A 12,740-nucleotide genomic window follows, 5' to 3' on the forward strand; every position below is an offset into this window, starting at 1 on the left:
GTCCTCATAGCTCAGCTGGATAGAGCGCAGAATTCCTAATTCTGAGGCCGCAAGTTCAAACCTTGCTGGGGACACCATTTCAAGGAAAAAGATGTTTCATATAGTCTTAGTTGAGCCTCGCATACCACAAAATACAGGAAGTATAGGCAGAATGTGTTTTAATGCAGGTTTTGCTTTACATATTGTCAATCCGCTTTTTAGTATTGATGAAAAGGCAGTTAAAAGAGCAGGACTTGATTATTGGAAAAAATTAAATCCTTTTTTATGGGATAATTTAGAAGATTTTTTAAAAGAGTATGAAAAATTTCAAGATAGATTTTTCTTTGCGACAACTAAAACTACTCAAGCTTATTTTGATGTAAATTATCAAAAAGGTGATTTTTTATTTTTTGGAAGTGAAAGTTTTGGCTTACCTATGGATTTAATGCAAAAAAAATGGGAAAATGCCATTACTATACCGATGAAAGATTGTGGTAGAAGTTTAAATTTAGCTACAAGTGTAGGCATAGTGAGTTATGAAGCTTTGAGGCAAAATTTTGCCTCTTTTGAAAAATTTTAATGATTTAAAACTTGATTTAAAAATTCTTTCAATCTTTCATTTTTTGGGTTTTCAAAAGCTATTTTAGGACATTCATCTACTGCTATAATGCCTTTATCCATAAAGAAAATTCGATTAGCTACATTTCTTGCAAATCCCATTTCATGTGTAACTACAAGCATGGTTAGACCTTCTTTAGCTACTTCTTTCATGATATTTAAAACCTCACCTATCATTTCAGGATCTAAAGCTGAAGTTGGCTCATCAAATAAAATCACATCAGGATTCATCATTAATGATCTTGCTATGGCAATACGCTGTTTTTGTCCACCTGAAAGCTTATGAGGAAAATAATTTTCTTTATCACTTAAGCCAACTTTTTTGAGTAATTCTCGTGCTTTTTTTACTGCTTCATCTTTACCCATGATTTTTGTTTGTACTGGCGCTAGGCATAAATTTTCCAAAACATTTTTATTATTAAAAAGATTAAAATGTTGAAATACCATGCTTACTTTTTGTCGAATTTTATTGATATCTGTTTTTTTATCAAGTATATTGATATTATTGATATAAATATTACCACTATCTGGTGTTTCAAGTTTATTTAAACAGCGTAAAAAAGTACTTTTTCCACCTCCACTAGGCCCTATAATAGCAATAATATCGCCTTTATGCACTTCAACACTAATATCTTTTAAAACTTCCAAATCTCCATATTTTTTAATCAAATTTTCTATTTTAATCATGTTTGTTTAATCTCATTTCTATAAATCTTGCAATTAGTGTTAAAATTTTAACGCTTACATAATATACAAGTCCTGTAAAAATAATAGGTTTAGGGTTGTAATAAATTGCTTGTAAGCTTTTACTTTGCATGGTAATATCCATAACGCTAATATAGCCCACTATTGAAGTTTCTTTAAATAAAGAAATAAATTCATTCATTAAAGAAGGTAAGATATTTTTAATCGCTTGCGGAAAGATGATTAGTCTCATAGAAGCAGAATAATTAAGTCCCATTGCTCTTGATGCTTCCATTTGTCCTTTGTCTACACTTTGAATTCCACTTCTTACGATTTCAGCTACATAAGCAGAACTATTAAGTCCAAGTGCAATAATAGCTACATAAAAATTATCACTCCAAGTAGCAAAAATCACTACTGAAAAAATCAAAAGCTGTAAAAGCAGAGGGGTTCCGCGTATAATGTCTATGTATTCATCTATGATGAAATTTAAACTTTGGATTTCTAAAAATCTTAAAAATGCTAGGAAAAAACCAAGTGCTATTCCTATTAAAATTCCACCTACTGTTAAACCAAGTGTTGTGAAGTAACTATGAACATAAGCTTTGGCTTCTATAGTATAAGCATATTCTCCTGTAGCTAAGCCATTTTGATCTTTAACTTGTAAAATTTCAATAGGAAATGAAAAATAAGCCCAAAAAACAATAATGGCAAAAAATACAAAAATTTTCATCGTATTTTGTTTCAATTTAAACACCTTATAAAATTTTAAAAAAACTAAGTGTATAAAAATTAAGTTTTCTTTTTACTTAAAAGCATTTTTATGTGTTTTTTGGTAAATATCGTGAGTTAAATTTTCACATAGCTGTAAAAAATAAAATAAAATTAATATAAAATTATATTTTTTTGTAGTAAATTCATTTTTTTATGATAAATTTACACTCGATTAAATTATAAAAAGGAGATAAATATGGATTTAATATCCCAATTTGTTGGCTTTGTAAATAATCAGTATTATTCCATTTTGGTTATTTTGCTTATTATTGTAGGGTTTTATTATAGTTATTTGACAGGTTTTGTGCAATTTCGAATGCTTCCTTATGTGTTTGACATTTTGACAGAAAAGCAAGAAAAACATGAAAAACACCATATTACTCCTTTTCAGGCTTTGATGATTTCAACAGCTTCAAGAGTTGGTATAGGAAATATTGCAGGTATTGCAGTAGCAGTTGTTTTGGGCGGACCTGGTGCTTTGTTTTGGATGTGGGCTATGGCATTTTTTGGTGGCGCTTCAGCTTTTGCAGAAAGCACTTTAGCACAAGTTTATAAAAGTCGTGATGGAAAAAGTTTTAAAGGTGGCCCTGCTTATTATATTAGTAAAGCTTTAAATTTAAAATGGCTTGGAGCTGTTTTTGCGGTGATTTTAATCATTACTTATGCTTATGGATTTAATGGACTTCAAAGTCAAACTATGACTTCAGCATTTGAGTTTTATTATAAAGGTATGGTTGATGCTAGTGAAGTGAGTTTTGCCCAAAGTTGGTGGCCTATTGTAATAGGGGCTATTTTGGCTGTTTTTGCAGCTTATATGTTTTTTGGTGATCATACTAAAATAGGTAAAGTAAGTTCGGTTATCGTTCCTATTATGGCGATGATTTATGTTGGTTTATCTATCATAGCAATGTTTATGAATTTTGATAAAATTCCTGAAGTGTTTTCTATGATTTTTAAAAGTGCTTTTGATTTTGAAGCTATTTTTGGTGGATTTGCAGGTTCTGCTTTAGTTATAGGTATAAAAAGAGGATTATTTTCTAATGAAGCAGGTATGGGTTCAGCACCAAATGCAGCAGCTTCAGCTCTTACAACTCACCCTGCAAAACAAGGGGTTATTCAAGCATTTTCTGTATTAATTGATGTGATTATTTGTACAAGTTCAGGATTTTTAGTGTTATTTTCACTTGCTTATGCTAATAATATTGGTGTAGACGGTAAGCCTATTTTAACAGCACTACCTTTAGTACAAGAATCCATGAAAGAATATTATGGAAATCTAGGTGTACATTTTACTACTGTTAGTATAGTTTTATTTGCTATTACTTCTTTGATAGGAAATTACTATTATGCTCAAGCAAATATTAAATACCTTACTCAAAATCCTATTATTATTAATCTTTTTAAAGCAAGTGCCGTGCTTATGATTTTTATTGGTGCAAATATGGATTTAAAATTTGCATGGGATTTAGCTGATACTACTATGGCGTTTATGGCTACGATTAATATCATTTCTATTTTATTGCTTGGTGGTATAGTGAAAAAGGTATTAAAAGATTTTAGCGAGCAAAAAAGACAAGGTAGAGATCCAGTGTTTAGTGCTTCAAAGCTTGGTATTAAAAACGCAGAGTGTTGGGACTAATGATAGATTATATTATTATTGCTTTGTTTGTAGCTTTTATGGTTTTTCTTGTGTTTGGCTTTAACCGCCAAATGCAAGAAAAAGCCAAACAAAGAGAAGAAAAATTAAAAACAAAGAAAGATTTTAAAAAAAATAGGTAAAATACACTAAAAAATTTTTAAAAAAGAGTGTAAAATGAAATTGTTAATAGAAATAGGTACAGAAGAACTTCCTGCTATTCCTTTATTAAAAGAACTTCCAAATATTACTAAAAAATGGGAAAAGATTTTACAAGAGTATCATTTAGAATCTGAATTTAAATTTTTCTATACTCCTAGAAGATTAGTTTTTATTCATGAAAATTTTAAAGAAAAACAAGATGATTCTTTTGTGGAATTTATAGGTGCACCTAGGGCGATAGCTTATAAAGATGGAAAGCTTACTCAAGCAGGGCTTAGTTTTTTAGAAAAAAGTGGTTTAAAAGAAGAAGAGCTTGAATTTAAAGAAATTAAGGGTAAAGAAGTATTGTATTGTCAAAAACAAGTACAAGGCTTGCAAAGCAAGGTGGTTTTAGCTCAAATGATCGAGGCTTTTTTAAAAAGCTTGAGTTTTGGTAAAACTATGAGATGGGGTGATGGTAGCTTTGAATTTATCAGAGCTATTCGCTCGCTTTGTTGTATTTTAAATGATGAATTGATTGAATTTGAAAGCTATGGCGTTAAAAGCGCAAAAAGCACTTTTGTTCATAGAAGTGTTAGTTATGATTTAATACCTTTTTCAAATATTGATGAGTATCTTAAAACTCTAGAGCAAAATTATATTATTTTAGATCAAGAACAAAGAAAAAAGCTTATTATTGAGCAGTTAAAGACACTTGAAAAAGAAAATGATATTACTATTGCAGAAGATGATGAGCTTTTAGCTGAAGTTGTAGCTATCACAGAGTATCCAAAGGCATTATTAGGGCATTTTGAAAAAGAGTATTTAGAAATCCCAAGCGAAGTGATAATTACTTCTATGAGAGAAAATCAACGCTATTTTGCAGTATTTAAAAACAATACTTTAAGCAATCATTTTATCGTAGTTTCTAATGCGGTTTGTAAAGATTATTCTAAAATCATTAATGGAAATGAAAGGGTTTTAAGAGCAAGATTGAGCGATGCGATGTTTTTTTGGAAAAATGACTTAGCACAGGGCTTAAATAATGATAAAATAAGTCAAATGGTATATCTTGAAGGACTTGGAAGCTTAAAAGATAAAATCATTAGAGAGCAAAAAATCGCTACTAAGCTTTGTGAAGTTTTTGCTAATACTCAAAAAGATGAAATCTTAAAAGCCATAGAATACTCAAAAGCTGATCTAAGCACTCAAATGGTGTATGAATTTACTGATCTTCAAGGTATTATGGGATCTTATTATGCTAAAGCTATGGGTATGAGCGATGAGCTTGCTTTGGCGATTAAAGAACAATATCTTCCAAATGGCGATAATTCAGCTATGCCAAGTAATGAATTTAGTTCTATTGTAGCTTTAGCTTATAAATTTGATACACTCATGGGGCTTTTTTCAATGGGGAAAATCCCAAGTGGTACAAAAGATCCTTATGCTTTAAGAAGAGCAGCAAATGGTGTTTTAAAAATTATTCTAGCTTTAAATAAAAATTTTGATCTTAAGATATTTTTAGAAGTAATAGCTAGTGAATATAAAAGCTTTGATTTGAAAATTTTACTAGACTTTATCTTAGAGCGTTTATATACTTTTTATGAGGTTAATGCTTCTTTTGTTAAAGCTGTGCTTAGCTCTAAAACTTATGATGTTATTTATATTGATTCTTGTATTAAAGCTTTAATACAAAGTGCAAATAAGGCAGATTTTAGTCAAAATTTTGCTACTTTTAAGCGCTTGGCAAATATTGCAATATTAAGTGAAGTTCAAATTAATGAAAATTTGTTTAACACTCAAGAGGAAAAAGATTTATACCAAGCTTTTATGCAGTGTAAAACAAAAGAAAATAACACCCAAGAGCTTTTAGAAAGCCTTTTTGCACTAAAACCACAAATTGATGCTTTTTTTGATAAAGTAATGATTAATGACAAAGATGAAAATATTAAAAACAATCGTCAAGCTTTAGTATGTGCAATTTATCGTGAGTTTTTAAAAATAGCTGATATTAAAGAGCTTAGTGTATGAGAAAAATTCTTTTTTTACTTTGTTTTTTGGTATTTGCATTAGAAGCTAGAGAGATTGAGCTTGTAAAAGGGCAAGTAATTTTTTTAGAATTTGATAAAAATAATTTTTTACAAATTAGCTCAAATTCTAAAAAACTTCCTTTTTTTGAGTATAAAAATAAAGTCATTGTTAGTATAGCCATACCTTATAAAAATCCTAAAGATAGAAAATTAATAGCTGAATTTAAAGATAATTCCAAAGAAGAAATTAACATAAAATTTAGCGAAGGAAACTATAAAAAAGAATTTTTAAAAGTTAGTGCTTCTAAGGTTAATCCACCTAAAGAAACACTTGATCGCATTAGCAAAGAATATCAAGAAGCTATTAAGGTTTATAATACTTATACCAATATGGCTTTATTTGAAGGCAATTTTACATACCCTTTAGAAAGTAAAATTACAAGTGCTTTTGGAAAAGCAAGATTGTTTAATGATACTCTTAAAAGTTATCATAGCGGAACTGATTTTAGAGCAGCAAGTGGGACAAAAATTTATGCTAGCAATGATGGTATTGTAAGGATTGCTTCAAATCGTTATTATGCAGGAAATTCAGTGGTAATTGATCATGGATATGGGATTTATTCTCAGTATTATCATCTATCAAAACTTAATGTAAAAGTAGGACAAAAGGTAAAAAAGGGTGAGCTTATAGGTTTGAGTGGAGCTAGCGGTAGGGTTACAGGGCCACATTTGCATTTTGGAATTTTAGTTAATGGTGTGCAAGTTGATCCACTTGATTTTATAGTCAAATTTAATGCTTTATAATGATAGCTTTTAGTGAGTTTTTTCAAAATTGGATTGATAAATATTACTCCCAAGCTGTGAGTGTTGGTAAAAATGGAGATTTTTATACCGCAGTTAGCGTGGGAAATCTGTTTGGAACACTCTTAGCTAATCATTTTTTAAAACTTATAGATGATAAAAAGCTAATTTTACCGGTTGAAGTTGTAGAAATAGGGGCAAATGAAGGGCATTTAATGCTTGATTTTATACAAGCTCTATACACTCTTAGGGCTGATATTTTAGAGCAGATTGAGTGTTTTATCGTAGAGCCACATGAAAAATTAAAATGTGTTCAAAAAAAACTTTTTGATGAGTATGATTTGGATGTAAAAATTTATAATTCTTTAGAAGAATGTCATTTTAAAAACGCCTTTTTTTACGCTAATGAATTATTTGATTGTTTTGCGTGTGAGCTTATAAAAGATAGAACAATGGCATATGTTGATGATGATTTAAACATTGTTTTTAAAGCTATGAATGAAGATCTTTTAAAAGAATGTGAAAAATATTCTATCACTAATAGCGAGCTTTGTATTTCTTATAAACCCTTTTTATCCAAATTAAAACAAACCTGTGAAAAACTAACTTTTGCATGTTTTGATTATGCAAAAAAAGAAGAAAAAATTAGTATTAGAATGTATAAAAATCACCAAGTGTATAATCTTTTTGAAGAAAACTTAAAAGATTTTTTTGCTAAAAGCGATATTACATATAATGTAAATTTTGATCATTTTTTACAAGTTTTAAAAGAAGAGGGCTTTGAGGTGTTAGAATATAAAAATCAAAATCAAGCTTTAATTGATTTTGGCTTAGAAGAAATTATCGAGCAAGTTAAAAATATTAACCTCCAAATTTATAAAAACTTTATCAACCAAAGTAAAAATTTGATGTTTAACTTTGGCGATAAGTTTAAGTTTTTAGAATTTAAGCTTTAAAATCACTGCTTGTAATATCAAGCCCAAAGCCTTTTAAGCCTATAAATTCTTTATCGGTATTTTGACTTAGAAGTTTGATTTTTGAAATTTTTAAATACCTTAAAATTTGCGCTCCTATGCCATAATTTTTAAATTGTATGTTTTCTTGTTTTTCATTTTTCATGAAAATGATTACACCACCTTTTTGACTTAAAAATTCAATTTGTTTTAATAATTCATTAAATTTATTAGAAGTTAGAAGCTCAAAGTCGCTTCCACTAAGATAAAATTTAACATTCTCGCATTCTTTCAAAGTGCCAAAACTAAAAGCTATGTGTTCATTTTCATTGTGATCTTTAAAAGTCATTTTTTTAGCTTTAAAACCTGCTAAAATACTTTCTTCTTCTTTAATTAAAGAAATCAAACTTTCATTTTTTAAACGATACTCGATTAAATCTGAAATAGTAATCATATTAATATTATGTTTTTTGCAAAACTCAAGCAAATCGCTTCTTCTAGCCATATCTCCATTATCTTTAACAATTTCACATATTACGCATGCTTCTTTTAATCCTGCCAAACGACATAAATCCACTGTTCCTTCTGTATGGCCCGTTCTTTCTAAAACTCCACCTTTTTTTGCTATCAAAGGATTAATATGTCCAGGACGCACAAAATCACTCGCCTTTGCATTATCATCAGCAAAAATTTGTATAGTCATATCTCTTTCGTAGGCACTTACTCCTGTTGTTGCATTTTTTGCATCGACAGTGATGGTAAAAGCTGTTTCGTGATTTGATGTGTTTTTAGGTACCATTAAAGGTAGTTCAAATTTTTTAGCTAAGTTCTCACTTAATGCTACACATACCACACCTCTTGCGTGAGTGATGGTAAAATTTACTTTTTCTTGTGAGCTAAATTGTGCAGGGAAAATCAAATCCCCTTCATTTTCCCTATCTTCTGCATCCACCATTACTAACATTTTACCATCTTGAAGTTCTTTTATAGCTTGTTCTATACTTATATATCCCATAAAATCATTCCTTGAAAATATTTTAAAAATATTATAGCATTTTTCTTGACATTGTATAAAAAATAATATATAATATCACTTTTAATTTAAATAAAAAATTTCTATTGGGGTATCGCCAAGCGGTAAGGCAACAGGTTTTGGTCCTGTCATTCAGGGGTTCGAATCCCTTTACCCCATCCACTTCATATGATGCCGCGAAGTAGAGCAGTGGTTAGCTCGTCGGGCTCATAACCCGAAGGTCGGGAGTTCAAATCTCCCCTTCGCAACCATTATATAAAAATAATTTATAATCTATTTCAACAGATATTTTTTAGCAATATTGAAATCAAATTAATTTAAAATTTCTAAAATTATTGAAATTTTAAAAATACAATACAAAGAATAAAATAGATAAAATATATTTAACAAGAATAAATGGCGAGTTTAATAGGCGTATGATTTATTAATTAATATTGCACATGCTTTGTATTTTATTGTAAAAATGTAAAAAAATGATATTTTTTGTTAAATAGGTAATGTATTAAAATTTTTAGAGTGCAAGAAAAACAATATTGATTTAAAGTCTAACAAATAAAAATATTTCTTAATTGATGAAGAGCAAATGAGGAGACTTTATATTTTAAAGCTGGATATAACAAGATAGTATTATAAGCTGCTAACTACTTAATCGTTTCTTGATTAAATTCTTTAAGATCTATAAATAATAAATCTTTATAATGATTAGCAAATGCTTCTTTTAAGGTTTTATTAAATATTTCATTATGAATATTCATTCTAAGATTCTTTAGATAAGTATAATAATGAGTAGTGTTAAGTTCCTTTAATAAAACATTCATAGTTTTTTAAATTCACAGCCATTATCTGTGAGTATGCTAAATTCTTTTATGAATATTATTAGTTTTTAAGATAATAACAAAACTTTTAAGATATGCTAGTATATCTTGTCTTTTTAGGAGATAAAGCTACAGTATAATCAATTCTTGTAACTAAATCTATCATAGTAAGTATATATTTTTATTTTATTATCGACATATTTTATAGTATCTATTGCCCAAGTATTCATAGGAGTTGTTTTAAGATTTTTTTAGTTATCTATTTTTAACTCTCTCTTGTAGCTTTTATTTTGGCCTAGATAATTAATTCTTGTAAGTGTTATTCTCATTTTATCTTTAGAGATGATTCTTCTTATGGTGGAAACACTAGGAGGTTTTATTATAAAAAAGGCTTTAAAAAATAATACAATCTTTCTTTATCTAAATTTATATAAATATGCCTAAGTATTTTAATATTTAAAGTAATTTCCAAATCAAAAGAACTTCTTATATTTTTTACTTTAGTGTATTTTGTATTTAGGGTATTTAAATTATCATTATTTTTGTGATAAATTTCTTGTTTTCTAAAAAGTGTCTTTTTATCTATATTAAAAGCTTCTAAAGTAGCTTTTAAACCATGATGCTTATGAAAGATATAATTTTTATTCTTTGTTCTATTATTTTATGTTTTATTTCAAAAATATAACTATATTCTCTTAATTTAGCAAATCCTTTTATACATCTAAATAAATAATCTGTTTGGATAAATATTCCTTAGTTAGTTTTATTAATCAAATATTTCTTGATTGGTAAATAAAAGATAGTAGTTTTATTAACTAAGAAAGTGCCAAATGTGTTCGAACTTGTGTGATAATATTTTATCTTGATGTTTTTAATCTTCACATTGAAGCAATATAAAATAAGTATAAGAAATTAATTTTAAAATATTTTGTATAATTATTCTAAGGTATATTGTAGCAATTATTATGTTATTGTAATAATAATCAAGATTTATTTAATGATTACTCTCTCTTTTTTTATGAGTCATTAAATGATATAAGAATAAATTATACTCTTGTTTTCTAAGTTGATAACATGAAATAATATTTATTTTATACTCTTCTTGAATATTAAAGATAATAAATATCTAACCACTGCAATAATCTTTAAAAAATATTGATTAAGTTTGATGTTGAAATAATGTATGCCGTACTGCCTTCTATATAGTATGAACTACAAGTAAAATTCTTTCTTTTTTTAAAAATATGATCTTCTTCATCACTTGATTGATATAACTAAGCCATATTTATATGTAAATCACTGATTTGATCTTGTTAAAACCAATTGCAATGAAACTTAAAATAAATATGGTAGTTTTGATTTTTAAACATTTGAAGAAATGGAATAAAAATCCTGAAAAAATTATCAATTATTTTAAAATAATTATAGACAAACATGACAATGAGATAAATATATAGTATTAATTTTAAAATCCAATTTTATACAAATCCAACATAATAAAGATTTTCATCACTTAGTTATTTTAAACAAACAATTGCGTTAAAAAATGAAATCATAAATAATGCTATGAAAAATATATCAAACTTATAGGATAAAATTTTTAAGTAAAAAACTATAAATGGAGTGCGGTTGTAAATATCAAAGAAACTACACCAATGAATGATTTAGAAAATCTTTTTTAAACACTTTTAAAAATACGGCTTTTAATGCCATTAAATAGCAATCACCGTGATGAAGAAGAGAAGAAGCAAGATAAGGTTTTCAAAAGAAGCACCTTTTCTTTTCTTCTCTAAATAAAATACACCTTATAGGTGCTATATGTTTTGTACTAAAATGGGTGCTAGGGTTGTCTAAGTGTGTAGCACGGAAAGCGGACAAAGTCTGCCGCTTAATATTAAGATTAAACAGATATATCTAAAAGCTGATCTTTTTTATTGTCTGCTTTATCTGTATTTGTAGAATTACTTTGTTCTTCTTTTTTAGCTTCAGCTTCTACTTTTTTTGTATTATCATTCTCAGCTTTTTTTTCTTGTTCAAATTTAGCTTCTTCAAGTTTTAATAGTGGTTTTGCTGTATAACGCAAGCTTGTATCAATAACTTGATTACAACATTGAGAATATACTAATCCCATCATTATCCTTTAGTGATTTATACAAATACCTAATTTAGCACAAGCTTGATGCTGATAAATAGGCTGATGTATTGTCTAGCAATTATGAAAATTTTCACAAGTTAAAATTCTATCTTGTTGTTGTGAATTATTAAAATTTTTCTTGCTATGATAACTATGATTTAAAGCTAAAGCAACGCTAGATAATGAAGCAATAACTGCTAAACCTAAGATAATTTTTTTCATTTTTGAGTCTTTCTATGATTATTTTTGATATATGAATAATTATAAAAGTCAAAAAATTAATTTAATATTAAATAACAGAAAAAACAAAAATTTGTTTAAACATTGAAAAAAAATTACTCAACTTTTTTTGTTTTTTCTCTCGCGTATGCGTATGTATTTTTTTATATATTTTTTAAAAAAAGAAAGGCTGTCTGAGTGCGTAGCACGGAAGATGGACAAAACCCACTGCCCTAATATTAAGATTAAGCAGATATATCTAAAAGCTGATCTTTTTTGCTAGTATTTGCTTGATTATCAGCATTTGTAGAATTACTTTGTTCTTCTTTTTTAGCTTCAGCTTCTACTTTTTTTGTATCTTCTTGTTCCATAAGCTTTAAGGTGTCATATATTTGATGAACTTCCTTAGGCATACACTTGTGGAAGCGAATATTTGAATTAGGATTTAACATATTTAACATTAGAAACAATATCCAAATTTACAAAGTACTTTATGCCCAGCTTCTTGGTAAATAGGTTGATGTATTGTCTGGCAATTATGAAAAGTTGCACAAGTTATACTTCTACCTTCTATATATTCTTGTTGTGAATTATTAAAATTTTTCTTGCTATGATAACTATGATTTGAAGCTGAAACAAGGCTAGATAATGAAGCAATAACTGCTAAACCTAAGATAATTTTTTTCATTTTTGAGTCTTTCTATGATTATTTTTGATATATGAATAATTATAAAAGTCAAAAAATTAATTTAATATTAAATAACAGAAAAAACAAAAATTTGTTTAAACATTGAAAAAAAATTACTCAACTTTTTTTGTTTTTTCTCTCGCGTATGCGTATGTATTTTTTTATATATTTTTTAAAAAAAGAAAGGCTGTCTGAGTGCGTAGCACGGAAGATGGACAAAACCCACTGCCCTAAT

The 12,740-nt window shown here is 27.8% G+C and carries 13 protein-coding genes and 3 tRNA genes; 9 read left to right on the forward strand and 7 right to left on the reverse strand.

The window, feature by feature from the left end:
- Positions 1–77: transfer RNA gene (locus L8X97_RS00380), tRNA-Arg, on the forward strand.
- A gap of 14 nt (positions 78–91) precedes the next feature.
- On the forward strand, positions 92–559 hold the full coding sequence (locus L8X97_RS00385) for a tRNA (cytidine(34)-2'-O)-methyltransferase (RefSeq protein ID WP_263659971.1): 468 nt from the start codon (positions 92–94) through the stop codon (positions 557–559).
- Here L8X97_RS00385 and L8X97_RS00390 read toward each other — a convergent pair.
- Both L8X97_RS00390 and L8X97_RS00395 read right to left on the reverse strand, forming a co-directional pair.
- A complete protein-coding gene (locus L8X97_RS00390; protein WP_263659972.1) occupies positions 556–1,284 on the reverse strand; it encodes an amino acid ABC transporter ATP-binding protein in 729 nt (242 codons plus the stop codon). The genes L8X97_RS00385 and L8X97_RS00390 overlap by 4 nt on opposite strands.
- The gene (locus L8X97_RS00395) at positions 1,277–2,029 is read right to left on the reverse strand and encodes an amino acid ABC transporter permease (RefSeq protein WP_133319270.1); all 753 of its coding nucleotides are present in this window, start codon (positions 2,027–2,029) and stop codon (positions 1,277–1,279) included. Before L8X97_RS00395 ends, L8X97_RS00390 begins: the two co-directional genes overlap by 8 nt.
- A 222-nt stretch (positions 2,030–2,251) precedes the next feature.
- Between L8X97_RS00395 and L8X97_RS00400 the strand changes: the two genes are divergently transcribed.
- Genes L8X97_RS00400 through L8X97_RS00420 form a run of 5 tightly spaced genes read left to right on the forward strand, consistent with a single transcriptional unit; the run spans position 2,252 to position 7,619 of the window.
- Complete coding sequence (locus L8X97_RS00400) at positions 2,252–3,694, forward strand: alanine/glycine:cation symporter family protein (RefSeq protein WP_012661315.1); 1,443 nt, start codon at positions 2,252–2,254, stop codon at positions 3,692–3,694.
- The gene (locus L8X97_RS00405; protein WP_087685579.1) at positions 3,694–3,834 is read left to right on the forward strand and encodes a hypothetical protein; all 141 of its coding nucleotides are present in this window, start codon (positions 3,694–3,696) and stop codon (positions 3,832–3,834) included. Before L8X97_RS00400 ends, L8X97_RS00405 begins: the two co-directional genes overlap by 1 nt.
- A gap of 34 nt (positions 3,835–3,868) precedes the next feature.
- Complete coding sequence (gene glyS / locus L8X97_RS00410) at positions 3,869–5,863, forward strand: glycine--tRNA ligase subunit beta (RefSeq protein ID WP_263662373.1); 1,995 nt, start codon at positions 3,869–3,871, stop codon at positions 5,861–5,863.
- A complete protein-coding gene (locus L8X97_RS00415; protein ID WP_263659975.1) occupies positions 5,860–6,666 on the forward strand; it encodes a M23 family metallopeptidase in 807 nt (268 codons plus the stop codon). Before glyS ends, L8X97_RS00415 begins: the two co-directional genes overlap by 4 nt.
- 2 nt (positions 6,667–6,668) lie before the next feature.
- Positions 6,669–7,619: an SAM-dependent methyltransferase gene (locus L8X97_RS00420; protein ID WP_318529480.1), complete on the forward strand. Its 951-nt coding sequence runs from the start codon at positions 6,669–6,671 to the stop codon at positions 7,617–7,619.
- On the opposite strand, the gene L8X97_RS00425 is transcribed toward L8X97_RS00420, so the two are convergent.
- The gene (locus tag L8X97_RS00425; protein ID WP_220566773.1) at positions 7,609–8,631 is read right to left on the reverse strand and encodes a bifunctional 3,4-dihydroxy-2-butanone 4-phosphate synthase/GTP cyclohydrolase II; all 1,023 of its coding nucleotides are present in this window, start codon (positions 8,629–8,631) and stop codon (positions 7,609–7,611) included. The two genes, L8X97_RS00420 and L8X97_RS00425, sit on opposite strands and share 11 nt — an antisense overlap.
- A gap of 105 nt (positions 8,632–8,736) precedes the next feature.
- On the opposite strand from L8X97_RS00425, the gene L8X97_RS00430 reads away from it, so the two are divergent.
- A tRNA-Gln gene (locus tag L8X97_RS00430) sits at positions 8,737–8,811 on the forward strand.
- Positions 8,812–8,824: 13 nt separating this feature from the next.
- Positions 8,825–8,900: transfer RNA gene (locus L8X97_RS00435), tRNA-Met, on the forward strand.
- Between the two features lie 2,464 nt (positions 8,901–11,364).
- Here L8X97_RS00435 and L8X97_RS00440 read toward each other — a convergent pair.
- The 4 genes from L8X97_RS00440 to L8X97_RS00455 form a co-directional block, all read right to left on the reverse strand.
- A complete protein-coding gene (locus L8X97_RS00440) occupies positions 11,365–11,595 on the reverse strand; it encodes a hypothetical protein (protein ID WP_133319264.1) in 231 nt (76 codons plus the stop codon).
- A 75-nt stretch (positions 11,596–11,670) separates the two neighbouring features.
- Positions 11,671–11,820 (reverse strand): hypothetical protein, encoded by a 150-nt coding sequence (locus L8X97_RS00445; protein WP_263662374.1) that lies wholly within the window; start codon positions 11,818–11,820, stop codon positions 11,671–11,673.
- Positions 11,821–12,062: 242 nt separating this feature from the next.
- On the reverse strand, positions 12,063–12,278 hold the full coding sequence (locus L8X97_RS00450; RefSeq protein ID WP_263662375.1) for a hypothetical protein: 216 nt from the start codon (positions 12,276–12,278) through the stop codon (positions 12,063–12,065).
- Entirely contained in the window at positions 12,278–12,505 is a 228-nt protein-coding gene (locus tag L8X97_RS00455; RefSeq protein WP_263662376.1) for a hypothetical protein, read from the reverse strand. The genes L8X97_RS00450 and L8X97_RS00455 overlap by 1 nt, the downstream gene beginning before the upstream one ends.
- Between the last annotated feature and the right edge of the window lie 235 nt (positions 12,506–12,740).

Source organism: Campylobacter sp. CNRCH_2013_0671h (assembly GCF_025773055.1).
Lineage (GTDB): Bacteria > Campylobacterota > Campylobacteria > Campylobacterales > Campylobacteraceae > Campylobacter_D > Campylobacter_D lari_D.